Source organism: Candidatus Chlorobium masyuteum, assembly GCF_011601315.1.
GTDB classification, from domain to species: Bacteria; Bacteroidota; Chlorobiia; order Chlorobiales; family Chlorobiaceae; genus Chlorobium; species Chlorobium masyuteum.
Genome location: NZ_JAAORA010000001.1, coordinates 164,232 through 188,324 on the forward strand (window position 1 = coordinate 164,232; position 24,093 = coordinate 188,324).

Here is a 24,093-nt window from a genome sequence, read left to right on the forward strand (position 1 = left end):
CCAATATCGCTTTCCTCTGGAGCTCAATCCATAATTCAGAATCTCTTCAAGGCTTCCCCTTCAGCTTCCGCAGCTTGTCACGAGTTTCAGCGGCCTTCTGCATGTTTCCGAGTTTGTCATATACCTGGGCAAGATGGTCGAATATTTCAGCTTCCTGTGCATTGAGCCCTGCGGCTTTTTCCAGTAACTCCCTCGATTTGTCATATTCGCCCATCCTGTAGAGTATCCAGCCGAGCGTATCAAGATAACTTGCACTGAGCGGCTCCGCTGCTACCGCTTTCATGGCAAGCGTTTTGGCTCTCGACAGATCTTTGCCCTGCTCGGCAAGCATGTAGGCAATATTGTTCATGGCAAGCGCATTTCCGGGATCAAGCTGCAAAACCTCCTCATAAAGTCTGATGCTTTTGACGGATAAACCCTGCCTGTCATAGCATAAGGCAAGAATACCTGCAGCCTGAAGGTAAAGGTCTTTCTCTGTTTTAACATTGATCGACTGCATCACGTTTTCAAGCAGCAAAACAGCACGGTCGAGCTTTCCCTCCTGATAGAGAAGATCCCCTTCCATAACCCGGAATCTCATCGCCAGAACGGGATATCGTTTTTTTGCCCGCACGATGATCGATGACGCTTTATGATACGCTTTCTGCATGATATAGGCGGAAACCAGAGCCTCATCAATAACCGGATTCCCCGGCACAAAAGAGCGTGCCTTGCGAAAATAACGCTCCGCTCCCTGTGCATCCTGCCGCTGAAGCAGAGACTGCCCTCTGAGCAGATAAACACTGCCATTGCGGGGATAATGCCTGTTCAGTTCTGAAATCATAACCTGGGCAGGTGCCTCGTAGGCGCTGTCCTTCAATGATCGGATAAGAAAGAGACGGGCAACCGCAATCTTCTGATCAGCACCAATACGACCGAGCAGGTGAAACCGGTGAAGATCGTTCAAAAAAGTCTCCCGGTTTCCCGACTGTACAGAGACTTCAAACAGCGCGAGCCAGGCCGGAACATAGAGAGGATTGTCATTGATAACGTCCCGAAACGACTTGAATGCCGATTCATATTGACCGGTCTGCAGATAGAGCTCGCCAAGGGTCAGGCGCAGCTTCTCTTTACCATTTCCCTGTTCAACCAGCTCGTTAAGGGTACCGATTGCATTCTGATAGTGACGAAGCTTTATTTCAAGCAGCAGCACCTGGGCCTGGGTTGTTTCATTCTTCGGATCAATACGAAGAATCTCCTGAAAGACGGCAAGAGCTTTTTCCGGTTGATCGGCAGAAAGATATTCGAGGGCAAGCAGAGAGAGGTTCTCCGGACGACCGGGTTCAAGCGTGACAAGGCGCTGGTAGAGCCCGGCCGCATAGGTGTAATCAGTCATCTGATGGGAAAGCTCTGCAAGATATCGCAGGTAATAGGTATTGGAGGGATCGAGCTTTACGCTCTTTTCGCTGTAAAATCGGGCGGAATCGGAAACACCAATACCGTAAAATGATCGTGAAAGGGCATAATTGATAGCAGGAGATGAAGCATCGCTCTGCAGAAGAGCCCTATAGCGATCAACAGCCGCCCTGTGCTCCCCTTTTACATTTAACAGCAGTGCTGCTACAAACTCCCTTCTCTTCGATTCGGAAAGAGAGTCAGCCTTGAGGCTCCTTCCCGCAACAACCGGCTCTGAAGAACAGCCTGAAAGGGTGATCGCCAAAAAAGCCGAAAACAGCAGCATGAAATGCACAGCATGCCGCACCGCCGGTATAGCTCCGCACAGGCTACGCATTGAAAAGAGGACCTTCACTCCTCTCCACTCCTGTTGAAAATCGCAGATGCGCCTGCAGGGTCGCTACCCTTCCCCTCGGCGTTCTTGTCAGATAGCCCGCCTGAATCAGGTAGGGCTCATAAACCTCTTCAATGGTATTCTGCTCCTCCCCCACTGACACGGCCAGAGAGGCTATACCGACGGGGCCGCCGTTAAATTTGTTGACAATGGTCTCCATGATTTTTTTATCCATATCATCAAGTCCCTCCTCGTCTATTTCGAGACATTCAAGGGTCTTCATGGCTATGGAGCGGTTAATGAGCGCTTCGGAATCAACCTGGGCAAAATCCCTCGCCCGCCGGAGCAGTCTGTTGGCTATACGGGGAGTACCCCGGGAGCGACCGGCAATCTCCTTTGCCGCTTCACCATCAATACCGATACCGAGAATACCAGAGGCCCTGACAATGATTTTTTCAAGAAGATCCGGCGAATAGTAGTCAAAACGGCTGTTGATGCCGAAGCGTGCCCTGAGCGGTGAGGTCAGAAGACCGGAACGGGTTGTGGCTCCGACAAGGGTAAAGGGTTCAATGCGAAGCTGTACGGCACGTGCAGAGGGGCCGCTGTCAAGCATGATATCGATGCGGAAATCCTCCATCGCCGAATAGAGATACTCCTCAACCGCCGGCGGCATGCGATGGATCTCATCAATAAAGAGGACATCACCCTTCTGCAGACCGGTCAGCAGACCGGCAAGATTGCCCGCCTTGTCGAGCAGAGGCCCGGAGGTAGCCTTGATGCTTCCCCCCATTTCAGAGGCAATAATATAGGCAAGTGTTGTTTTACCAAGACCCGGAGGTCCTGACAGCAAAACATGGTCGAGTGCATCTCCCCGGATTTTGGCCGCGGATATAAATACCTTCAGGTTATCGGTCAATCGTTGCTGCCCGGCAAAATCACCCATCCGAAGCGGACGTATCTGCTCCTCAAACCTTGTTTCAACGGCATCGGGTGGTGTATTGAGCAGTTCTATTCTCACAGCAGAGAGCGTTTCAGGTTGATGAGCACCTTCAGAGCTTTATGCGTGGATCCACAACTGCATAGAGCACATCAGAAACAAGATTGCCAAGTACGATCAGGGAGCCTGAAATGAAGGTATTGGCGATGATCAGCGGATAATCCCTGGCAAAGATCGCCTCTACCGTCACCCTTCCCATACCGGGGAATGCAAAAATCACTTCGATAAAGAGAGCTCCGCTGAAAATAAAGGGGAGTGAACTCCCCATAAGGGTAACGACCGGTAGCAGGGCGTTGCGAAGCGCATGTTTGAAAATAACCACATTTTCCGGCAATCCCTTCGCTCTTGCGGTTCGGATATAGTCCTGACGGATCACCTCAAGCATGCTGCCCCTGACATAGCGTGCGATACCTGCCGCCCCGTTAATGCTGAGGACGGTTACCGGCAGAACCAGATGCCAGAAACGATCCATGAGAAAGCCCAGCGGGCCAAAACTCTCCGCCCCGATCTCGTTCAGCCCCGAAGCGGGAAAAAGAGGAAACTTCAGAGCAAAGAGTATAATCATCATGAGGGCAAACCAGAACTCCGGCATGGAATAAAAAAAGAGTGCGGTCACCGTCAGAAAGCGATCAATAAAACTGTTCTGGCGAACTGCCGAAATAATACCGATAAGAATGCCAAAGGTAAAATTCGCAACAAGCGTAAGAGCCGCGATGGTTACCGTAATCGGCAGCGCCTCGGCAATGACATCAAAAACAGGCTGCTGGGCACGGCTGAAACTGCGACCGAAATCACCCTGCAATACATTGGCAAGCCACTTGACATACTGCACCGGAAGGGGATCGTTAAGGCCATACTGCGCCCTGATCTGCTCGGCAACATTCGGGCTGATTCCCGGTTGTATAAAAAAGGCCGCCGGATCACCGGGAGCAAGCCTGATAATGAAAAAAGTCAGGGTCAGCACGCCGAAAATAAGCGGTACAGCTATCAGAATGCGTTTGAGAATATAGATCAGCATGACATCCTATTGGGTAACTGCAGCTGAAGGCCGAAGCTTCCAGTCGTCAAGATTGTAAAAAGTTCCGGAAATATTGAGCTCCTCGCCCTCAATCCTCTTGCTGAACCCCTGGGTCTCCTTGATCCAGTAAAGGAAGGTGATAGGCTGATCCCTGTGCAGAATCTCCTGATACTCCTGCCAGTAAGCTTTTGCTCCTGTCGGATCCATTTTCTGTTTGGCAAGTTCACAGAGCTGATCAATTCGCGGATTGACATATCCGGTAAAATTAAACCGGCTCTTTTTGAGATCCGAACCCCAGACATCAAGAGGATCGATCTCCAGACCTATCGACCATCCGGCCATCCATGCATCAAGCTTTCTCTCCTGAAGATTCTCGAAAAAGACATTACTCTCCTGGACGTCAAGCTTGCAGTCAATGCCGATCGCACGCAGGTTCTGCTGAATGATCGTACTGGCGTAGTTTCTGCGTGCATTGCCCGCATTGGTATAGAGCACAAAACTGAATTTCCGGCCCTGCTTCTGCAGTATACCGTCAGGCCCTGGAAGCCACCCTTCAGCCCTGAGGAGAGCGGAGGCTCTGGCAGGATCCATTGGATGCGGTGTTATCCGGTTATTGTATGCCCATTTCAGGGATGGAGAAATATCGTTATTGCAGATCACACCATATGCTTTGAGATAGCCGTCAATGATTGACTCACGATCTATTGCAAGAGTCAGGGCAAGCCTTACCTTTGGCGAGCCGAAGAGCGGATGAGGTTTCACTTTTCCGCTTCTGCGGTACTCCTCCTGATCAATATTGGACCATCCGACATAGTCATAGGCTCTGAGTCCGACTGTTTTGATATCAATCTGCCTGTTTGCCTTCATGAGGGCGGTAAAATCCTCGGGTTTGATATTTTCAACAACATCAACCGCACCGGTCTGCAGCTGCGTCAGTCGCACCGTATAATCCGGCACCACTCTGAACGCAAGAGCAGGAATATTTCCCGGTTTGGGAAGATTGGAGTTCCGGCTTGAAACCAGAATCATCTGCTGCTGCTGCTGCCATCTCTTCAGCTTGTAGGGACCGGCACCAAGCGGTTCCAGATTGAGCGGTGAGTGACGGAACTCTTCAGGTTTGACATCTTTCCAGAGGTGCATGGGCAGAGGTGTCAGCGAGGTATGATAAAGGGCAAGATGCTCCGCAACTGGTTTGTAAAACCTGAAAATCAGTGTTGTATCATCCGGGGTCTCTATTGCCCTGTCAAAATCTATCCGGCCTTTGTCAGCTCCGACCAGTTCTGCAAGATACTGCTGACGGGCACTGGCAATGACCGGATTGCCATAGAGTTTATAGGAAAACTTGAAATCGCCCGATACAATCCGCTTGCCGTCATTCCAGAATGCATCATTTCTGAGCGTATAGGTTATGGATTTATGATCCGCAGACATCTGCCAGCTCCTGGCAACTGCGGCCCGGGGTGTTTTTTTTGCCTGACCCGATGCAACCTCACGCAGCTTTTTTTCGAGCGCCATGTAGTTGAGCAGTCCGGTCGACGTATCAAACTCTGTCTGAAGGAGCGAAGGATAGATCAAACCCATGATATTGCCGGATGTGACCGTACTGCCGAGTACGGGATTCAGATAATCAGCATCGCCAAGCATGGCAATGACAAGGGTAGAATCCATTGCCGCCTGTCCCATTGCTGAATGCTCGGTACCCCCGTTACTCCGGTTGCAGCCACTCATGGCGAAAACAGAGAGGGCCAGGAGCAGGCTAAACACCAACCCTGACAAAGGCAAAGAGCGCCCGCAGGGGAGCTCACTCTTCAAAATTTTCCTGTATTCTGTCATTATTGATTACTTGTTTTATCCGCTCGGTCAGGGCTTCAGCTGCAACATAATTCGAGTATCGCTTCAGCAGGAAATTAAGGGCAACAACCTCAATGATAACCGTAATATTTTTACCCGGAAATATAGGCAATTGTACAAGCGGAACATCGACACCGAGAATTTTAGTGAATTTGGTATCAAGCCCCAGCCGTTCGTAGCCCATCTCCTTGTTCCACTCCAGCAGCTCAACCACCACCAGCACCTCCTTGACATCACGAATAGCGCGAATACCGAAGGTCGCCTTGACATCAACGACTCCGAGCCCGCGAATTTCCATGAAATGATCAACAATATTGTTTCGTTTGGCACTCAGCACCATGGATTCACCCTTTCGATGAATAACAACAACATCGTCGGCCACCAGCCCGTGACCACGTTCAACAAGATCAAGGGCTATTTCGGACTTTCCGAGGCCGCTCTTGCCGGTCAACAGAACACCGACCCCGTATACATCAACCATCGAGCCGTGATACTGCTGATAGAGTGAAAACTGTTCATCAAGAAAGCCGGTAACAAGATAGACGGTTTTCGTTGAAGAGTGGCGGGTAATGTAAACCGGAATTCCCGCCCTGGTTGCCATGTTGAGCAGCTCCGGAGGCAGTTTGTTGTTGCTGGTTAAAATAATGCAGGGCATCTTGAATCGCACAAGATTTTCAAACACCCGCTTGCGCTCATCCTCATCCAGATGATTGAGAAACCTCGTCTCCGTATTTCCCAGAATCTGTACCCGCTTGTAGGTAAAGAGATTGGTAAATCCGGCAAGAGCAAGTCCTGGACGGTGAAGATCGCGCTCAAAAATCCGGCGCTTCTCCTCATCAACATTGTTCAGACGCCGCAACTTGATATCGTGCTTCTTGCCGATCGTATTAAAAAAATAGGCGACCGTTATCGATCGCTTTTTTAATCCTTTCTGATCAAGATTCATGGGTTTGGCAATGGAGGTGTGAAAAAAAACTGCGGGGCCAATCCATAAAAGACCCCGCAATAGTCAATAAGAGCGTGTTATGACTGTTTTTCCTTGTATTTGAGCAGCTGACGGCTCATTGCTTCAACGCAGTTATCGATACACTGTTCGTAGGCAACTCCCGCATCCTTGGCAACAAGCACATGCTGCGGAACATTCACCGTTATCTCAGCAAGCTTGTTCTTTTCAAAGTCATTCTTCTGATGATCCAGAATAACATGACAGCTGATTATTCCGGGGAAAATCCGGGAAAGCGGAAGCACGGCATTGCGGGCATACTCCTCTATAGTCGTGTGATTATTGGAATGGCGCAGGGTAACCTTAACATTGAGCGGTTCATTGGCAACAACTTTTGTCATAACAACCTCCGTTAAATATATGGTGAACGTAAAGAAGGAACACGCCCCTGGTTTCTGGAGTAAACCGGAGCTGGAATAATCTATGCCCTGGGATGCGCTTTGCGGTATACCTCCTTCAGGCGATCAAAGGTAACATGCGTATATATCTCAGTTGTCGAAAGATTACTGTGACCGAGCATTTCACTGACGCTGGTAAGGTCAGCCCCGCTGTTCAGCAGGTGTGTGGCAAAACTGTGACGCAGTATATGTGGATTTTTCTGTTTCTGCTCTGTGACCGAAACAAGATATTTTCTGGTCAATCGCTGGACAAGCATGGGATACAGCTGTTTACCCTTTTTTGTTACAAATACATAGTTTATCGATTCAGCTCTCCCCTTCAGAGATATTCTAAAGAAGTTTCGCCGGACTTCAAAATATTTTTTGAGTGCCTGAAGCGCAGCTCCCCCGACGGGAACAATCCGCTGCTTGCGCCCTTTGCCAGTGAGTTTCACATATCCACCGTCAAGATCAAGCCGGTCGGTTGTCAGCCCGGTAAGTTCCGAGACCCGGAGGCCACAACTGTAAAGCAGCTCAAGAATGCTCCGGTCACGCTCCGAGACAAACGCCTCCTCGATCGGGCTCTTTTCACTCTGCCGGAATGGTGCGGCTCCGGAAGAGAGCTCTTCATTAAAAAGCTTCTCTGTCTGCTGTTCGGTTAAAAAGGCCGGAACACGCTTCGGATAACGGGGTGTTGCTATAAAGGAAAAGACCGAGCCCGTTATCTCACCCCTCTCCTGCTGATAGCGATAGAAACTTTTGACCGAAGCAAGTTTTCGTGCAATTGATCGGGGCTTGACTCCTCTCTCTATCAGAGCTCCCATAAAAAGCCTCACATCTACAGCCTTAACCTGTTCGAGGGCAAAACCGTTCAGGTCATCAAGCCTGAAATGGTGCAGAAGAAAGGAAAAATACTGAATCAGATCACCCCGGTATGCTTTCAGCGTATTGGGTGAAAGGTTTTTTCTGCTCCGGAGTGCGCTGAGAAAGTTGCCGAGAGGCTTGTACTCTTCAGCCGCCGGTATGGAAAACCATGATGAGGATGAATCCTTCATGAGAGTGCTACACAGAGAAGTTCCGCTTTATTTTTAATGTAATACAAATGAACACCACGGATCAGGAAATTGTTCAAACCCGGCTTCTCGACACCGCTCTCCATCCAGTCAGCATAAACCAGCCGGTCGTTTTGCCACACCTTGAGCCGGGAGTTCCATAAACCGGGGTGATCAGCCGCTTCATGCAGCGCTGCAACAGTCAGTGCGCCCAGCACAATACATTCACAGCGTTCCGACCCGGCAACACCAACACGCTGCAGCGCAAGGTGTTCAAGCGCCATACCTTCAGAGACAAACTCAGGCAGAATAACCTGCTGGCGCTCCTCTTCAGGAACAAGCTGTGCCCTTATCTCACTGACCGACATACTCTCAGTACCGAGATGGCGGAGATCTTCACCACTCTCCGGGTCAATAAGGATAAAATGTCTTTCGGGAAAACCGGCGAAAACCGATAGCCGGTAGACCAGAAACTCATGCTCGAGATTCGCGGCAAAAATAATATCTCTGCGTGACCATACAACGCGCCCGCTCTTCGCATCCAGCGCCCATATACCCTGATGCTCCGGACTTTGCGGTTGATAAAGGTGGCAATAGAGCAGATCACGGGATGTTGTTTCAAAACCGGTAAACCACCCCTCCCCTGCGGCGATTGGATGCCGAGTGTCCGTCAGGAGATAATCATCAAAAAAAACCTTTCCGCTCTCTGTCTCAATGCTGAAAAAAAGTGCCTCGCGGCTAAGTGGAAAGCGCTTCTGACCGATCAGTTCTCCATTGCCGGTAAACATGAACTGCCAGATGAGCGCACCGGCTCCCGCATGATAGCTCCAGATAACCGGAAGCTGCTGTTGGATGCTGTTCATGGACTCTCTGCGCTCCTCATCAATCGGTAGATATTGACCGCAACCGACTCTGTGCCTGTCCGATACTCCCGGACCAGAGGGGTAACCGAAAAATCATTCTCACCGGCAAGCTCAAGAAACTGCTCGGCAAGCCTTCTGCGGGGATCAGAAATAAAAGCCGCTCCACCCGGTTTAAGCAGCTTGTCAATTGCATAGACAATCGGAAGGAGGTTCACCCGCTCGTAAAGCACATCTGCGGCAAAGAGCAGGTCAAACTGTTCTCTGCACTGCACCAGCCGCCAGTCAAGCCTTTCGGTCTCTACCTTTACCCTGTTTTTCAGCGCATTATAGCGGATAAAACGAAGTGCTTCCAGAGAGTAGTCTGTAGCAAGCACACTCGCCCCTTTCCAGGCTGCAACAATCGAAGCCATCCCCACTCCGGCACCGATTTCAACGATACGCTTGCCCTCAAGCGGAAGCTCATCAGCAATAAAAGTGGAGAGCGTGATGGCGGAAGGCCAGATTTCAGCCCAGTAGGGCATCTGTTCATCCTTCACAAACTCCTCCGGCGATATCCTGTCAAGAAGCGCATAACTGTCAAGAACAGAGAGAAAGCTGAAGGAGTGAGCGCCAAAGGTATAGTGCTTCTCATCAAGATCATACTCTCCGGCAAGTGCCTCATACAGTTGCTCTGTCTCCCCTCCCGCCCCGGTATTTGGTGAGTTCATGATTACGCGCCTTTTTATACGTCAACTGTTCAGAAAAGTGGGTTACCGGCATGGATAGAACTCCCCGGTTTTCGATCCATAAAAAATCAACGGAATTTACCGAAAAATAGATCCGGATTTCTATTTTGCATCAAACAGAAACTTCAAAACAAGATAACTTCACCAAACCGCACACCAGATGAAAAAAGAGATCCTCGAAATCTTCAGCAACACCTACCCGGACCGGGACTATACCATTGAAATAGTCAATCCGGAGTTCACCTCGGTCTGCCCGAAAACCGGACTTCCGGACTTTGGCACCATCACCATCCGCTACGTCCCCGATAAAAGCTGTGTTGAATTGAAATCGCTGAAATACTACTACCTTGAATTCCGCAACGCCGGCATCTTTTACGAGAACATCACCAACAGGATTCTTGACGATCTGGTCAGCGTCATGCAGCCACGCTCGCTCTCTGTCACAACCGAATGGAAAGCAAGGGGCGGAATAACCGAAACCGTCAGCGTCAGCTACAGTGCTGCGCGATGAATACCAGGTATAAAAAAAGCCTCAGAGGAGCACTCTGAGGCTTTTTTTATACTTTATGTAACTATCGGACTTCTTTCGATCAGTATTTATCAAGCCCCTCGTTCAGGAACTGCATGATTTTTGTGGCATCTTCAGGAGTAATCATACCGCCAGCAGCACCTACCATACGATTGACAACCACATCAATCTTGCCGGTCTTTTTGTACTTGCTCTTCAATGCATCCATGGTGGAAACCTGCGAGTGACAGATGTTGCACTTGGCAGTCCAGAGAGCCTTTGCAGCAACAAAATCAAATCCTGCGGGTGCAAGGGGAACATTGGGAGAGAGTACCGGTTTTTCCAAGTAGGCTTTCAGTTCTGTAACCGAACGGATAGATGAACCGTCAAGCAGGGTTGTACGCCCGGTACCCGACATCAGAATACCGGAAGGCCTCAGCCAAAGAGAGGCAAACATCAGGGCAACAATGGCAATGATGGTAAGGGGAAAACTCAGAAACCACTTGGCGCTGATTCTTGAGGACATCTTGCCAAGCCCCATGATGGTCAGCGAGGCAAACAAGATCAGTGCAAACCATCCCGCAAAGGAGCGCAAGGGAGTCAGTATTGGAGAGAGATTGTCAGCCGGGAGCTTGTACCCGGTTAAAAAAGACAACCCGAAAAGCAAAGCCCCCATTAAGACAGCTCCCCCTACTGCCAGGGCAGCAAGCTTACCATTTGATTTGTTGTCCATGTCAGGTAATGAGTTAGGTGTTAGTGGCTTACCCAAAAAATTATAGAGTCAAGATAAGCATAAATAGTAAAGACGACAAACAGAAACCTTAAAAAGCTTTTGTATTACTCCTGCCCGTTCGTCGTAATTGACAAAAGCAGGGAAACATCATTTGTAACTGAGTTGATTTTTTCGAATACTGCAAAAATCAAAAAATTACCGTAATCAACCCGGAAACCGCCTCACCGTGATGCTCACCACTACCAGCAACGTCATAGATTTCGAGAAGGCCGAACGCGATTTCACCTTTCTGCTCCACTGCTTTCAGGAGGTACTGTGTGAACTCGGTGAGAAAAAACTTGCCGACCACCTCCCCTGGCAGGGTGCAAGCCTCCCCCTTGAACACTATCCCGACACGGAGCGGGCCCTGCAGGCCTTCTCCATTGTATTCCAGCTTCTCAATATGGCTGAGGAGAACTCCGCCGCCCAGAACCGTCGGGCACTGGAAGCCGACAAGGGATTATCCCATCTCACCGGACTCTGGGGCAGAACTCTGCTGCGGTTTCGTGAACGCGAAATCCCTGTGGAGGAGATCTGCAGCCTGCTGCCGGATGTGGCCATTAACACCGTATTGACAGCGCACCCGACTGAAGCCAAACGAAAGACGGTGCTCGAACAGCATCGTCAGCTCTATCTGCTTCTGGTCAAACGTGAAAACCAGATGTGGACCCCGCTTGAACAGCTTGAAATCAAAAGTGAGATCAAAAGCGTGCTCGAAAGACTCTGGAGAACGGGAGAGCTTCTCTACGAAAAGCCGGGAATTGACGATGAACGGCGCAATGTTATTCACTACCTCTACAATATTTTCCCTGAAGCACTCCCCATGCTTGACAAGCGACTCCAGCAGGCGTGGCGGGAAACCGGATTTGATCCCGCTCATCTCTCCGATCCCCGCTCACTCCCCCGCCTTAACTTCGGAAGCTGGGTAGGCGGTGACCGGGACGGCCATCCGCTCGTTACGGCGGAAGTTACTGAAGAGACCCTGGCCGAAATGCGCCGGAGCGCCCTGAAACTTGTCAGGCACCATCTCTATGAACTTGCATCCAAACTGAGCCTCTCCGACCGGCTCCAGTCTCCCGGAAAACCACTGGTGCTGCGCATGGAGACATTAAAGAAAAAGCTCGCCGAGAAAGGCAGTGATGCACTCCGCAAAAACCGTCATGAACCATGGCGCCAGTTTCTCAACCTGCTCATTGCCGCACTTCCGCCTGAAGCGGAGATCCCGGCAGCGTGTAACCATTGCGGCTATAACGCTTCGGTTGAACTCCTCGAAGATCTCTCTCTCCTGCGCCACTCCCTGCTTGCTGTAGGAGCACAGCATCTGGCCGACATGGAGGTTGCACCGGTCTACCGGATTGTTCAGACTTTCGGTTTTCATCTCGGCACACTCGATATACGCCAGAACAGCCACATTCATGAGCTTGCCCTTTCGCAGCTCATGACGGCTGCAGGCCTGGACGGAAGCGGATTTCTTGAATGGGATGAAACGGCCAGAAGAGTATTTCTTGATCGTGAACTGCACTCTCCCCGCCCCTTCACCCATCCGGATATGAGTGCAGGTGCCGAAGCTGAAGCGGTACTCGCCTGTTACCGGGTGCTGCTGAAGCACAATAAGAGCTATGGCACCGACGGTCTCGGATCGCTCATCGTCAGTATGACCAGAAATGTCTCCGACCTGCTTATCGTCTACCTGTTTGCCCGGGAAGTCGGCCTGATGACACCGACCGGAGATGGAGACGCATGCATACTCCCTGTTGTGCCGCTCTTTGAGACCATTGACGATCTCCGGAAAAGTCCGGCGATTCTCTCTGAATTTCTCCACCATCCGGTCACCCGAAGAAGCCTCGAATACCGGAGAGAGGCGGCAGGAAAACCACGCAAAATCCAGCAGGCAATGATCGGTTACAGCGACAGCAACAAGGACGGCGGTATTTTTACCAGTACATGGACACTCTACCGTGCACAGGAGACTCTGATTGCTGCAGGGAAAGAGAGCGGAACGGATATTCTTTTTTTTCATGGCAGAGGCGGAAGCATCAGCCGTGGAGCAGGCCCGACGCACCGCTTTATCAAGGCTCAGCCCTACGGGTCGTTCAAAACCGGTATGTGCTTTACCGAACAGGGTGAAACCATTGCACAGAAATATGCCAATCGCATCAGCGCCGTCTATAATCTTGAACTCTTCATGGCCGGCGTTGCCGGAGCACTTGGAAAGCAGCAGCAGAGCGAACATCGGGTGCATCCGCTTGAGCCGATGATGGACCTGCTGTCGGAAAAAAGCTACCAGGCATACCGGGAGCTGATCGAAACAAAGGGATTTCTCACGTTTTTCCGGCAGGCCACACCTATCGACATCATTGAATCCAGCAGAATCGGTTCGCGCCCCTCAAGAAGAAGCGGTAAAAACAGCCTTGAAGACCTTCGGGCAATCCCCTGGGTCTTCAGCTGGAACCAGGCCCGCTTCTCGCTTTCCGGCTGGTACGGTGTCGGCAGTGCGCTTGAATACCTGCACGAAAGCAATCCTGAGGCGTTTGAAGAGATCCGTCAGCGCAGCCATGCCTGGCCTCCGCTGCGCTACATCATCAGCAATGCCGACACGAGCATTGCCTCGGCTGACCTGCAGATCATGCGCCAGTATGCCTCAATGGTCAGTGACCGCAGCCTCAGGGAGAAGTTTCTCGGCTTGATCGAAGCGGAGTACCACCGGACAAAAACCTATATCGACCTGCTCTATACGGCGCAGCTCGAAACACAGCGAATCAATGTTAACCGCTTTATCTCCCTGCGCCGTGAAGGACTTGATATACTCCACCGTCAGCAGATCACTCTGCTCCGGCAATGGAGAGAGCTGAAGAACTCGGGAAAGCAGGAGGAGGCGGAGAGCATGCTCCCCGAGCTCCTTCTGACCGTGAATGCAATTTCGGGAGGTCTGCGCACCACCGGGTAATGGTGAGATCAGGCAGATCGGACAGATCCGTCTGAAAAACGTTGGATTACTGCTAATTTTACCTATTATTACGCAGATAGTCCAAAATACTCAACAACCGACTCTGATGCTCTCCACCCTCAACGCGGCAGCCCTGATTGGCATTGACGCCATGCAAGTGGCGGTCGAAACCAATGTAACCGGAGGGATTCCCTCGTTTACGGTCGTGGGACTTCCGGACAATGCCATCCGCGAGAGCCGGGAGCGGATTCTCACCGCAATCAGAAATTCAGGCTTTGATATACCTCCGAAAAAAATCACGGTCAATCTTGCCCCGGCCGATATAAAAAAAGAGGGGACGGCCTTTGATCTTCCGATTGCCATCGGACTGCTCGGCTCACTCAACCTCATAAGCCACCGGTTTGAAAACACACTGATTCTCGGTGAACTTGCCCTTGACGGTTCGGTACGAAGAATCAACGGAGCGCTGCCGGTTGCGATCATGGCCGGAAAAGAGAAAATTAAACGGCTGATCGTGCCGCAGGCCAATGCTGCCGAAGCCGCTGTGGCCGTCTCGGCATCAAATGCAACCATCAAGGTTTACGGTGTGGAAACCCTCAACGGTACCGTTGAGCTTGTGAACGGCAGAAGTGAACAGGCTCCTGTTACCGTAAATGTCGCAGAGCTCTTTGAGCGGGAACCGGAATACCCGGTTGATTTTGCCGATATCAAGGGGCAGGGGGCGGCAAAAAAAGCGCTTGAAATTGCCGCAGCAGGAGGCCATAACGTCATCATGATCGGCCCTCCGGGGAGTGGAAAAACCATGCTGGCCAAGGGATTGCCGGGAATTCTCCCTCCGTTGAGCTTTGAAGAGTCCCTTGAGACCACCAAAATCTACTCGGTAGCCAACCTGCTGGAACTGCAACGACCGCTCATGGTCACCCGTCCTTTCCGCAGTCCCCACCATACCACAAGCAATATTGCGCTTATCGGCGGAGGTTCAAATGCAAAACCGGGAGAGGTCAGTCTTGCTCATAACGGTATTCTTTTTCTTGATGAACTGCCTGAATTCACCCGTAACGCCCTCGAAGTACTCCGTCAGCCGCTTGAAGACCGGGAGGTGACCGTTTCAAGAATATCCATCACGACACGCTATCCGGCAGGATTTATGCTTATTGCGGCCATGAACCCGAGCCCGGCGGGCGCCCTTAAGGACCGTGACGGAAACCTGACGGCAACTCCTCCGCAGATCCAGCGATATCTCTCCAAAATTTCCGGCCCCCTGCTCGACCGCATTGACATTCACATTGATGTCCCGAAAGTCGAGAACACCGAGCTCTTTTCAACATCGACAGCCGAAAACTCGCAAACAATCCGCAAACGGGTCATTGAGGCAAGAAAGATCCAGCTTGAGCGGTTCAACGGAACGCCAACAATCTATACCAATGCCCAGATGAATGCGAAAATGATCAAACTCTTCTGCCGTCTCGACACCGAAAGTTCACAAAAACTCATGGATGCCATGAACCGCCTCAACCTTTCAGCAAGGGCTCACGACCGTATTCTGAAAGTAAGCCGCACTATCGCCGACCTTGAGGGCTCCGAGAAGATAGCGATGAAGCATCTCATACAGGGGATACAGTACCGCAACCTTGACCGCGATTTCTGGAGCTTCTGATGTCATCAAACCTCTATGAAGACCATGATCCATAATTGAATATTGCCACCCCGCTCTCTATATTACCGCTTCAATAGCCAGTTGACATCCTTAATCTCAGTAACACGGAACATGATCATGAAAGCAAGGGGAACTTTCCGGTATGCACTGCTTGCCGGCATACTTTTTTCCGCCGCACACGGCCTGGCTGCAGAACCTTCAGGGAGTACAACTGCCATAGAGGCGCGCATCAGCACTCTTGAGCGTGAGCTTGCCGAACTGAAGGCTCTCGTAAAGAGCAGTGCTCCAACGTCAGAAAAACCTGTAACAAGCACTCCCCTTACGGTATCGTCAGCTTCCGGAGCAAAGGTGCAGCTCTACGGCTTTGCCCGCCTTGACGGCGCATACGATTCAGGAAAAATCAATCCCGGCAACACCGCCATGTGGGTTCGTCCAGAGAATCTGAACAACAATGACGGGGAGTGGAATATGACCGCGGGTGCAACACGTATCGGCATAAATCTGAGCGGTCCGGATACGAAGAGCATAAAACTCTCGGGCAACATCGAAATGGACTTTTTTGGCGGAGGAACGGAAAACAACCAGATTCCCCGACTCCGTCACGGCTATCTGAAGGCATACTGGCCTGCATCGGATTTCAGCATTCTTGCCGGCCAGACGTGGGATGTCAACTCATCGCTTATTCCATTTGTGGATGACCCTGCGCTGATGTGGAACGGCGGCAATATCGGCTCCCGTCATCCACAGTTCCGGCTGACCAAAGGATTTTCTGCCGGCGAAAAAGGTCATGTGGAACTCTCCGCAGCCGCAGCAAGAACGATCGGAGAGACAAACACTCTTGCCGATACATGGAACACCGATCCGGGGAAGGATGCAGCGATTCCGGCAATCCAGGGCCGCATCGCCTGGTCGGGACCGGTTCTGTTGAGTAATCAGCCGGCAACCGTTGCACTCTCGGGCCACTACGCAGAGGAGGAGTGGGACACCGATAAAGCAGGAACGCATCAAACAGTTGACTCATGGTCATGCAGTGTTGAACTCTCCATGCCGGTGAGCCGGAAACTGACACTGGCCGGTGAATACTTTACCGGCACAAACCTTGACGACTATCTCGGCGGTATCGGTCAGGGCGTCAACACCGCAACACTGAGGGAGATCCGTTCCAGTGGAGGATGGGGGGCCATAAGGTACACGCCATCTCCATCAATCACCATCAATATGGGTGGAGGTATTGACGACCCCAGGGATAGTGACCTTCCCGCAGGGGGCAGAAAAGTGAACGGGACCATTTTCGCCAACATCATCAATAAAATCACACCGGACCTTATTCTCGGCATTCAGCTTTCAGAGTGGCGGACCGGATATCTGAACTCAGGAACCTCCGATGCCCTGCGTGCACAGAGCTCCCTGACCTACAAATTTTAGAGAAAGAGTGTTTGTCGGGGAGGGAGGGACTTCAGCAAAAGCCTCGCTATTACTTGTCGTGATCGATATGAGAACAAGGCGGACGGAGCGCTAAAACCGGAATGTACACGAAGTACCTGAGGATTTTGAGCACCGCCCAACGCAGTAATCATACCGCGTAACAAAGAAATAGTGAGGCTCTTCATTCAATAATAATCTCTGAGGGCATCATCGCCATCATATGCACCCTGCCCGAGAGCATCAGCGTCTCATAGAACGCCGCAATTGAGGAGAGATGGCGGACGGGAAGGAACTCCTGCATGAGCTGTTTTTTAAATGCCGCACTGAACATGCCCGGGAGCCCGGCACTGTTTCCCTGTACGAGCATTTCGATCCAGCTCTTCTGTTCGGGATAAAGAATGATCCGGGGGGTTTTGCTCATATCCATCTTTGCAAGAAGCCGGGCCGCATGAATGGCATCAAAGAGTCCTCCGGTACGGTCAACCAGACCCGCCTTCAGAGCCCGGGTTCCGCTCCAGACACGTCCCCCGGCAACGCTGTCAACCTCCGTCAGCGGCATTCTCCTTGAGCGTGCAACTTTGCCTATAAAATCATCATAGATCTCACCTGAAGCTGCCACAAATTTCCGGTAGGCCTCTTTATCAAGCGGTTTGAAAGGGCTATTGGCATCAGCCAGGCGTCCCCTGGTCACCACATCACGACCAAGACCTGTTTTTGCAACAAGAGCGCTGATCTCGGGCTTGAGCGCATAAACACCGATGGAACCGGTAATGGTAAGCGGTGAAGCGAAAACCGTTTTCCCTGCAAGAGCTGCCATATAGCCGCCTGAAGCAGCCACACCCGACATGGAGACCACAAGCGGTTTTTTAACGGCAGCAGAGTCAAGCATCTGGAGCATCTCCGCCGACGCGAGGGCATCTCCACCGGGGCTGTCGATGCGCAGCACAAGAGCCTTGACCTTTTTGTCATCAAGGGCCGCATCGAGCGAGTGCCTCAGACTCTCCACATCAACGCCCTCTCCCATACCGAGAGCGCTTTCACCCGCAGTGCGAACAATCGGACCGGAAAGCGTTATCAGAGCAATACGCTCATCACCATCCCCCTTCATCGGCCAATCAACTGCAGAACGATACTCTCCGCCGGAGACCAGGGCATCGTTCTCTCCGGTCGGCTCTTTGCCTGTTATTTTTCTGTTCATGGCGCGCTTCAACTCCCAGCTCGAAGCTGCGGAGTCAACCAGTCCGAGTGTTTTTGCCCTGGAATCGGAGATCAGGGCAATCCGGTCAATAATCCCGCTGAGTGAATCGCGGCTGATTCCTCGCCGCCGGGATGCATAACCAAGGTAATCATCATAGACCTCATCAAGCAGCCCGCCGATCTGTTCAAAATACTCACGGCTCGCCCCGGTTCTTACAAAAGGTTCGATACCGCTCTTGTACTGCTTCCACTGAGCTGCCTGAAACCTGATGCCGATCTTTCCAAGTGGTGTGGTATAAAAAAGTGTTTCGGCTTTCAGTCCGTCAAGCAGAAGATAGCCTCCCCGTTCCATTACAATAGTGTCGCATGCCGAAGCAAGCAGATAATCACTATCCTCCGCCGAACTCAAAAAGGCCGTAACTTTTTTACCCCCTGAACGCACCTTTTCAATCGAGCTGCGCAACTCACAGATTTTTGCCGGCGATGCGTGCAACCCTCCGATTTCAAGCAGCACCTCACTCACCCGCTCATCAGCCGCCGCCTGGTCAAGGATAAAGAGCAGCTCCTGCAGCGCAAGCGGTGCTCCGGAGGAGAGAAACGGCAGAGAGCTGCTTTCATCCCGTATCTCGCTGAGATCACCTGAAAGCTGAAGATTCAGCACAAAACGGTCGGGCAGAGAATGTGAAGAGCGCAAAAAGCAAAAAAACACCGCCAGTAACACTATGGGTACAAGAGTGAGTACAAGGCAGCTTTTACGCCGGCATCCCCGATTTTGCTCTGGAGAACTATTCATATAAGAGGCAACTTACCTGATGGCCATCACTGTTATCAATCACCTTGAGTTGAGGCTCCTTCTGCCGGCACTCCGGCATGGCAACGGGACAACGCGGATGAAAACTGCACCCTGAAGGGATATGCATTGGTCCGGGCAGATCACCCTTCAGAATAATCCGCTCTTTTTTCCCGCCGAGATCCGGAGAGGGAATTGCCGAAAGAAGTGCCCGGGTATAGGGATGTTTTGGATTGGCATAGAGCTCGCCGGATCGGGCAATTTCAACTATCTTTCCGAGGTACATGACCGCAACCCTGTCGGAAATATATTCAACAACCGACAGATCGTGGGCAATGAAGAGATAGGTCAGCCCCAGCTCCCGCTGAAGATCCTTAAGCAGATTGATGATCTGCGACTGAATTGAAACATCAAGCGCCGAGACCGGCTCATCACAGATAATGAATTTCGGATTGACCGCAAGCGCCCGCGCAATGCCGAGCCGCTGACGCTGCCCGCCTGAAAACTCATGGGGATAGCGATTGAAATACTCCCTCTGCAAACCCACAACATCGAGCAGCTCCTCAATTCTCTTTCGGGCACTCTCTTTGCGGGCAATATTATGGACAGCGAGAACTTCACCAAGCATCTGCCCGACGGTCAAGCGGGGATTGAGTGATCCGAACGGATCCTGAAAGATCATCTGGATCTCCTTGCGCAGCGTCCGGAACTCACGGTTGCTGATCGAGGAGATCTCCCGGTCGTCAAACACGATCCTGCCCGATACTGCGGCATGACCGAGGCGGATCAGAGCCCTCCCGAGCGTTGTTTTACCACAACCGGACTCTCCGACCAGTCCGAGTGTCTCCCCCTCAAAAACATCAAAAGAGACCCCGTTAACCACCTTGATCGGCAGGGGTTTAGCAAAACCCCCGCTCTGACTCTGAAAAAATTGTACCCTCAGATCGCTGACCGAGAGTAACCGCCGTGGAAGCTTCATCTTTGACTGAACGCTGTTTATCGTATTTTTATTATTATACTAAAAGCAATGTGAATCTACCAGTGAGCTCTCTATCTATTAAGTGAAGGGCTCGATCAGAACAATAAAAATCCTTCGTTTCAAGCATCTCTACACTTGCCATCAGAACAGCTACATAGCGGAACACTTTACGTTGTTGCAACTCCTCTCGGAAATCTCGAAGATATTACCCTGAGAGCAGTTAAAACACTTCAGCAGTGCGACGCTATCGCCTGTGAAGATACTCGCCGGGCATCAATTCTGCTTAAAAATCTTGAGATTTCAGGCAAAAAGCTCATCAGTTACCATAACTACAATGAGCCGAGAGCTATCGGACAGATTATCGCCCTGCTTGAAGAGGGCTCGGATGTCGCACTTACCACCGATGCCGGCACACCCGTGATCAGCGACCCCGGATACGCCATGCTGCAAGCCCTTCACCAGAGAGGATTCAAGGTCATTCCGATTCCCGGCCCGAGCGCTTTAACCGCCGCTCTGTCGGTATGCCCGCTCCCGGTCAACAACTTTTTTTTTGCAGGATTTCTTCCTCATAAAAAAGGGCGTAAAACCCGGCTTGAACAGCTTGCCGGGCTCCATGTTTCGATTGTCCTCTACGAGTCCCCGTTCAGAATCATGAAACTGCTTGACGAGATTGAAAAGGTCATGGCGGATGCCCGGATTTTTATAGGACGGGAGATGACAAAAATACATGAAGAGTATATCACCGGAACTATTGAAGAGATCCGCCTCCACCTGACCGAAGCAAAGAGACGGGGGGAATTTGTCGTTATTGTTCACCCCGCAGACAAAAAATCAAACAAATCAGAAGAGCACCATGCAGATCATTACTGAACCCGCTCAGATGCAGCTCATAGCCGAAAAGCTTCGCCTCAACCGGCAGCTTGTCGGTGTGGTCATGACCATGGGCGCACTGCATGAAGGACATCTGAGTCTGGTGAAACTCGCACAGGAGTGTGCGGGAACAGTCATTCTTACGATTTTTGTCAACCCCCGTCAGTTCGGACTGAACGAAGACCTGCACCGCTATCCGAGGCCTTTCGAGAAGGATGTCGCTCTCGCCAAAGCTGCCGGAGTCGACTACCTCTTTGCTCCGGAAGCAGAAACCATCTACCCCGAAAACTTTTCAACAACCGTTCAGTGCGGAGCTCTCGCAGAACGACTTGAAGGTGCGCAGCGGCCCGGCCATTTCAACGGCGTTGCCACGGTTGTCACCAAACTCTTCCATATTACCAAACCGCATGTGGCCATTTTTGGTGAAAAAGATGCGCAGCAGCTCGCAATTATACGAACACTGGCAGGCGATCTCAATCTTGACATCAAGATTGTCGGAGCCCCCGTCATCAGGGAGGAAAACGGCCTGGCGGTAAGCTCCAGAAACATCTACCTTACAAGTGAGGAACGCCGTGATGCGGCCGTTCTCCACAGAGGAATCCTTCATGCCGAAAAGCGGGTTGCTGAGGGTGAAACAAAACTGCATACCATTGCCGGAGAGATCATGGAGATGATCTCCTCAACCCCCGGCTTTCGTGCGGATTATGTTGAATTTGTTGATGAAGAAGGGTTTGAACCGGCTGAAACCGCCGGGAAGGGAAAGGAGTACCGGCTGCTGCTTGCCGCATGGGCAGGAAGCGTCCGACTGATCGATAACGGGAGAATCCATGCATAGTGGAGCGCACGCTTCAACGTTACCGGAAACAACTTTTTTGTGCTATATTTAAAAACGCATTCATTGACAGCCTTCTGATAAAATGCTTAAGCCTGCACTGAGTACGGCCGGGAATGAACAACGAAATACAAGGCCCCACTATAAATCGTGATAAGCGCCACTACATATCCCGAAAGATTTTTTTTCACTACTATCACACGATCTACATGATTATCAACAAAGAAATTGATCTCGGCCTGGGAAAGATACTCTCTATCGAAACCGGTAAAATGGCCAAGCAGGCTGACGGAGCAACCGTTGTCCGCCTTGGCGACACCATGGTGCTTGCAACGGTTGTTTCAAGCAAAAAAACACCTCCGCCTAATCAGGACTACTTTCCGCTTCAGGTTGAATACCGTGAGAAATATTCTGCTGCCGGCAAATTTCCGGGTGGCTTTTTCAAACGCGAAACCCGCCCTTCCGAAAAAGAGGTACTCTCTGCGCGCCTTATCGACCGGGCTCTCAGACCCCTCTTTCCGGACGGCTACCTCTACGAAACACAGATCATTATAACGGTCATCTCCTCCGATCAGATCAATGACGGCGATGTTCTCGGCGGTATTGCCGCATCAGCCGCCATCATGGTCTCCGATATTCCCTTCTGCAACGCGATGAGTGAGGTACGCGTCGGCAGAATCAACGGCAAGTTCATCATCAACCCGGACGTCAACGAACTGGCCGAGAGCGACCTCGATATCTGTATCGGCGGCACGAAAGACACTATATGCATGCTTGAGGGCGAGATGCAGGAGATTTCAGAAGCTGAAATGCTTGACGCCATCAAATTCGGTCACGATGCTATCAAGAGACTCTGCACACTCCAGGATGAGATTGCCGCTGCAGTCGGAAAACCGGACCGTCCTTTCGTCCCTGTGCAGGTTCCTGCCGAGCTTACCGAAGCTGTTCGCTCGACATGCGAAACCCGCCTGAAAGAGCTTGCCTACACGCCGCTCAGAAAGGAAGATCGTGCCGACCAGACCGCACACATCTACCGCGAAACCATACAGGCCATCGTAGAGAAATTCAAATCCTCAATCAGCAGTGAAGATATAGCGGCCAATCCGGCAAAAGCACTCTGCCTGAACGAGCATATCATTGAAGAGGAGATCCACTCGGTTGAAAAGAAGGTGATGCGTCACATGATTCTTGACGACTCCAAACGCCTTGACGGAAGAACCCTTGAAGAGGTCCGCCCGATATCGATTGAACTCGGCATCATTCCGAGAGCTCACGGTTCGGCACTCTTCACCAGAGGTGAAACCCAGGCGCTCGTCACCATCACGCTCGGCACCAAAAAAGATGCACAGTCAGTGGACAACCTGACAAACAGCGCCGACAAGAAGTTCATGCTTCACTACAACTTCCCGCCATTCTCGGTCGGAGAAACCGGAAGAATCGGAAGCACCGGGCGCCGCGAAATCGGCCACGGAAACCTTGCCGAACGCGCCATTAAAATGGTTGCCCCCACCGAACAGGAGTTCCCCTATACCATCCGTATTGTTTCGGACATTCTTGAATCCAACGGCTCTTCATCAATGGCATCGGTCTGCGGCGGAACGCTTGCCCTGATGGACGGCGGCGTTCCTATCAGAAAACCGGTATCCGGCATCGCCATGGGACTGATCAAGGAAGGATCAGCCTATGCTGTTCTCTCCGATATTCTCGGCAACGAAGATCACCTCGGCGACATGGATTTCAAGGTAACCGGCACCAGGGATGGTATCACGGCCTGCCAGATGGACATCAAAATCGACGGGCTTGACTACCATGTTCTCGAAACTGCGCTTGAGCAGGCACGCAAAGGACGGCTGCACATTCTCGACAAAATGGATGCCGCTATTCCTGAGTCACGCGAAGAGCTGGCCCAGTTTGCACCGCGCCTCACCACCATCAAGGTACCGGTTGAATCGATCGGCATGATTATCGGCAAGGGTGGAGAGACCATCCGCAGCATCACCGAAGAGACCGGAGCACAGATAAACATTGATGATGACGGAACTGTCACCATTGCATGCACAAGCGTGGAGGGCACCAACGCAGCGCTTGCCACCATCAAAACCCTGCTAGCCAAACCGGAAGTCGGAACCGTATACCTCGGCAAGGTGCGCGATATCCGTGACGAGCTCGGCGCTTTTGTCGAGTTCCTGCCGAAAACTGACGGACTGGTCCACATCTCGGAGATATCATCAACCGAACGGGTCAATAAAGTCAGCGACCACCTGAATATCGGTGACAAGATCAAGGTAAAACTGGTCGATGTACGCAAAGACCCCCGTACCGGAAAAACCCGATTTGCACTCTCCATAAAAGCTGTGGAGAACGAACCGGAAGCAGCACAGGAGCCTGTCGCTGCAAACGACTGAACATGACAACACTGAAAAAGCAGTGCAGCCAAACCTGCACTGCTTTTTTTTATCCCT

At 51.4% G+C, this 24,093-nt stretch carries 19 protein-coding genes; 7 read left to right on the forward strand and 12 right to left on the reverse strand.

What is annotated here, in order from left to right; genetic code table 11:
• Positions 1–46: 46 nt before the first annotated feature.
• From G9409_RS00720 to G9409_RS00760, 9 genes are all read right to left on the reverse strand, one after another.
• Positions 47–1,771 carry a tetratricopeptide repeat protein gene (locus tag G9409_RS00720; RefSeq protein WP_166806977.1) on the reverse strand — a complete coding sequence of 575 codons (1,725 nt, stop codon included), beginning with the start codon at positions 1,769–1,771 and terminating at the stop codon, positions 47–49.
• Positions 1,764–2,786 carry a Holliday junction branch migration DNA helicase RuvB gene (gene ruvB, locus G9409_RS00725; protein WP_166806978.1) on the reverse strand — a complete coding sequence of 341 codons (1,023 nt, stop codon included), beginning with the start codon at positions 2,784–2,786 and terminating at the stop codon, positions 1,764–1,766. Before ruvB ends, G9409_RS00720 begins: the two co-directional genes overlap by 8 nt.
• Positions 2,787–2,817: 31 nt before the next feature.
• Positions 2,818–3,783 (reverse strand): ABC transporter permease, encoded by a 966-nt coding sequence (locus G9409_RS00730; RefSeq protein ID WP_166806979.1) that lies wholly within the window; start codon positions 3,781–3,783, stop codon positions 2,818–2,820.
• Positions 3,784–3,789: 6 nt separating this feature from the next.
• Complete coding sequence (locus G9409_RS00735) at positions 3,790–5,511, reverse strand: peptide-binding protein (RefSeq protein WP_235923224.1); 1,722 nt, start codon at positions 5,509–5,511, stop codon at positions 3,790–3,792.
• Positions 5,512–5,584: 73 nt separating this feature from the next.
• Complete coding sequence (gene hprK, locus G9409_RS00740; protein ID WP_166806981.1) at positions 5,585–6,580, reverse strand: HPr(Ser) kinase/phosphatase; 996 nt, start codon at positions 6,578–6,580, stop codon at positions 5,585–5,587.
• Positions 6,581–6,657: 77 nt separating this feature from the next.
• On the reverse strand, positions 6,658–6,978 hold the full coding sequence (locus G9409_RS00745; protein ID WP_166806982.1) for an HPF/RaiA family ribosome-associated protein: 321 nt from the start codon (positions 6,976–6,978) through the stop codon (positions 6,658–6,660).
• 80 nt (positions 6,979–7,058) lie between these two features.
• Complete coding sequence (locus G9409_RS00750) at positions 7,059–8,069, reverse strand: tyrosine-type recombinase/integrase (protein ID WP_166806983.1); 1,011 nt, start codon at positions 8,067–8,069, stop codon at positions 7,059–7,061.
• A complete protein-coding gene (locus G9409_RS00755; protein ID WP_166806984.1) occupies positions 8,066–8,929 on the reverse strand; it encodes a DUF4905 domain-containing protein in 864 nt (287 codons plus the stop codon). Before G9409_RS00755 ends, G9409_RS00750 begins: the two co-directional genes overlap by 4 nt.
• Positions 8,926–9,636 carry a class I SAM-dependent methyltransferase gene (locus G9409_RS00760; RefSeq protein ID WP_166806985.1) on the reverse strand — a complete coding sequence of 237 codons (711 nt, stop codon included), beginning with the start codon at positions 9,634–9,636 and terminating at the stop codon, positions 8,926–8,928. The genes G9409_RS00755 and G9409_RS00760 overlap by 4 nt, the downstream gene beginning before the upstream one ends.
• A 178-nt stretch (positions 9,637–9,814) precedes the next feature.
• Here G9409_RS00760 and queF point away from each other — a divergent pair, with 178 nt between their 5' ends.
• Positions 9,815–10,165, forward strand: a complete 351-nt coding sequence (gene queF, locus G9409_RS00765; RefSeq protein ID WP_166806986.1) for a preQ(1) synthase — start codon at positions 9,815–9,817, stop codon at positions 10,163–10,165.
• Between the two features lie 79 nt (positions 10,166–10,244).
• On the opposite strand, the gene G9409_RS00770 is transcribed toward queF, so the two are convergent.
• A complete protein-coding gene (locus tag G9409_RS00770; RefSeq protein ID WP_166806987.1) occupies positions 10,245–10,895 on the reverse strand; it encodes a photosystem P840 reaction-center cytochrome c-551 in 651 nt (216 codons plus the stop codon).
• Between the two features lie 229 nt (positions 10,896–11,124).
• Here G9409_RS00770 and G9409_RS00775 point away from each other — a divergent pair, with 229 nt between their 5' ends.
• The 3 genes from G9409_RS00775 to G9409_RS00785 all read left to right on the forward strand — a co-directional run bounded on the left by G9409_RS00775 (position 11,125) and on the right by G9409_RS00785 (position 16,963).
• Positions 11,125–13,881, forward strand: coding sequence for a phosphoenolpyruvate carboxylase (locus G9409_RS00775; protein ID WP_166806988.1), 2,757 nt, complete (start codon positions 11,125–11,127; stop codon positions 13,879–13,881).
• Between the two features lie 106 nt (positions 13,882–13,987).
• Positions 13,988–15,538 (forward strand): YifB family Mg chelatase-like AAA ATPase, encoded by a 1,551-nt coding sequence (locus G9409_RS00780; protein WP_166806989.1) that lies wholly within the window; start codon positions 13,988–13,990, stop codon positions 15,536–15,538.
• Between the two features lie 117 nt (positions 15,539–15,655).
• Entirely contained in the window at positions 15,656–16,963 is a 1,308-nt protein-coding gene (locus tag G9409_RS00785) for a DcaP family trimeric outer membrane transporter (RefSeq protein WP_166806990.1), read from the forward strand.
• Positions 16,964–17,144: 181 nt separating this feature from the next.
• Here the strand turns inward: G9409_RS00785 and sppA are convergent, their stop codons facing one another.
• Positions 17,145–18,854, reverse strand: a complete 1,710-nt coding sequence (gene sppA / locus G9409_RS00790) for a signal peptide peptidase SppA (RefSeq protein ID WP_328700104.1) — start codon at positions 18,852–18,854, stop codon at positions 17,145–17,147.
• 91 nt (positions 18,855–18,945) lie between these two features.
• Positions 18,946–19,929 (reverse strand): ABC transporter ATP-binding protein, encoded by a 984-nt coding sequence (locus G9409_RS00795; protein WP_166806992.1) that lies wholly within the window; start codon positions 19,927–19,929, stop codon positions 18,946–18,948.
• A 135-nt stretch (positions 19,930–20,064) separates the two neighbouring features.
• On the opposite strand from G9409_RS00795, the gene rsmI reads away from it, so the two are divergent.
• The 3 genes from rsmI to G9409_RS00810 all read left to right on the forward strand — a co-directional run bounded on the left by rsmI (position 20,065) and on the right by G9409_RS00810 (position 24,036).
• Positions 20,065–20,799 (forward strand): 16S rRNA (cytidine(1402)-2'-O)-methyltransferase, encoded by a 735-nt coding sequence (gene rsmI, locus G9409_RS00800; RefSeq protein ID WP_166806993.1) that lies wholly within the window; start codon positions 20,065–20,067, stop codon positions 20,797–20,799.
• Positions 20,783–21,634 carry a pantoate--beta-alanine ligase gene (gene panC, locus G9409_RS00805; RefSeq protein WP_166806994.1) on the forward strand — a complete coding sequence of 284 codons (852 nt, stop codon included), beginning with the start codon at positions 20,783–20,785 and terminating at the stop codon, positions 21,632–21,634. The genes rsmI and panC overlap by 17 nt, the downstream gene beginning before the upstream one ends.
• Before the next feature lie 206 nt (positions 21,635–21,840).
• The gene (locus G9409_RS00810; RefSeq protein ID WP_166806995.1) at positions 21,841–24,036 is read left to right on the forward strand and encodes a polyribonucleotide nucleotidyltransferase; all 2,196 of its coding nucleotides are present in this window, start codon (positions 21,841–21,843) and stop codon (positions 24,034–24,036) included.
• Positions 24,037–24,093 lie beyond the last annotated feature (57 nt).

Excerpts from the sequence above, each read along its gene's own strand:
- G9409_RS00810 (WP_166806995.1), top strand. The coding sequence starts at position 21,841 with ATGATTATCAACAAAGAAATTGATCTCGGCCTGGGAAAGATACTCTCT.
- G9409_RS00760 (WP_166806985.1), bottom strand. The coding sequence starts at position 9,636 with ATGAACTCACCAAATACCGGGGCGGGAGGGGAGACAGAGCAACTGTAT.
- panC (WP_166806994.1), top strand. The coding sequence starts at position 20,783 with ATGCAGATCATTACTGAACCCGCTCAGATGCAGCTCATAGCCGAAAAG.
- G9409_RS00720 (WP_166806977.1), bottom strand. The coding sequence starts at position 1,771 with ATGCGTAGCCTGTGCGGAGCTATACCGGCGGTGCGGCATGCTGTGCAT.
- G9409_RS00735 (WP_235923224.1), bottom strand. The coding sequence starts at position 5,511 with ATGAGTGGCTGCAACCGGAGTAACGGGGGTACCGAGCATTCAGCAATG.
- G9409_RS00795 (WP_166806992.1), bottom strand. The coding sequence starts at position 19,929 with ATGAAGCTTCCACGGCGGTTACTCTCGGTCAGCGATCTGAGGGTACAA.
- G9409_RS00780 (WP_166806989.1), top strand. The coding sequence starts at position 13,988 with ATGCTCTCCACCCTCAACGCGGCAGCCCTGATTGGCATTGACGCCATG.
- G9409_RS00745 (WP_166806982.1), bottom strand. The coding sequence starts at position 6,978 with ATGACAAAAGTTGTTGCCAATGAACCGCTCAATGTTAAGGTTACCCTG.
- G9409_RS00770 (WP_166806987.1), bottom strand. The coding sequence starts at position 10,895 with ATGGACAACAAATCAAATGGTAAGCTTGCTGCCCTGGCAGTAGGGGGA.
- G9409_RS00785 (WP_166806990.1), top strand. The coding sequence starts at position 15,656 with ATGAAAGCAAGGGGAACTTTCCGGTATGCACTGCTTGCCGGCATACTT.
- G9409_RS00755 (WP_166806984.1), bottom strand. The coding sequence starts at position 8,929 with ATGAACAGCATCCAACAGCAGCTTCCGGTTATCTGGAGCTATCATGCG.
- hprK (WP_166806981.1), bottom strand. The coding sequence starts at position 6,580 with ATGAATCTTGATCAGAAAGGATTAAAAAAGCGATCGATAACGGTCGCC.
- G9409_RS00750 (WP_166806983.1), bottom strand. The coding sequence starts at position 8,069 with ATGAAGGATTCATCCTCATCATGGTTTTCCATACCGGCGGCTGAAGAG.
- G9409_RS00775 (WP_166806988.1), top strand. The coding sequence starts at position 11,125 with ATGCTCACCACTACCAGCAACGTCATAGATTTCGAGAAGGCCGAACGC.
- G9409_RS00730 (WP_166806979.1), bottom strand. The coding sequence starts at position 3,783 with ATGCTGATCTATATTCTCAAACGCATTCTGATAGCTGTACCGCTTATT.
- queF (WP_166806986.1), top strand. The coding sequence starts at position 9,815 with ATGAAAAAAGAGATCCTCGAAATCTTCAGCAACACCTACCCGGACCGG.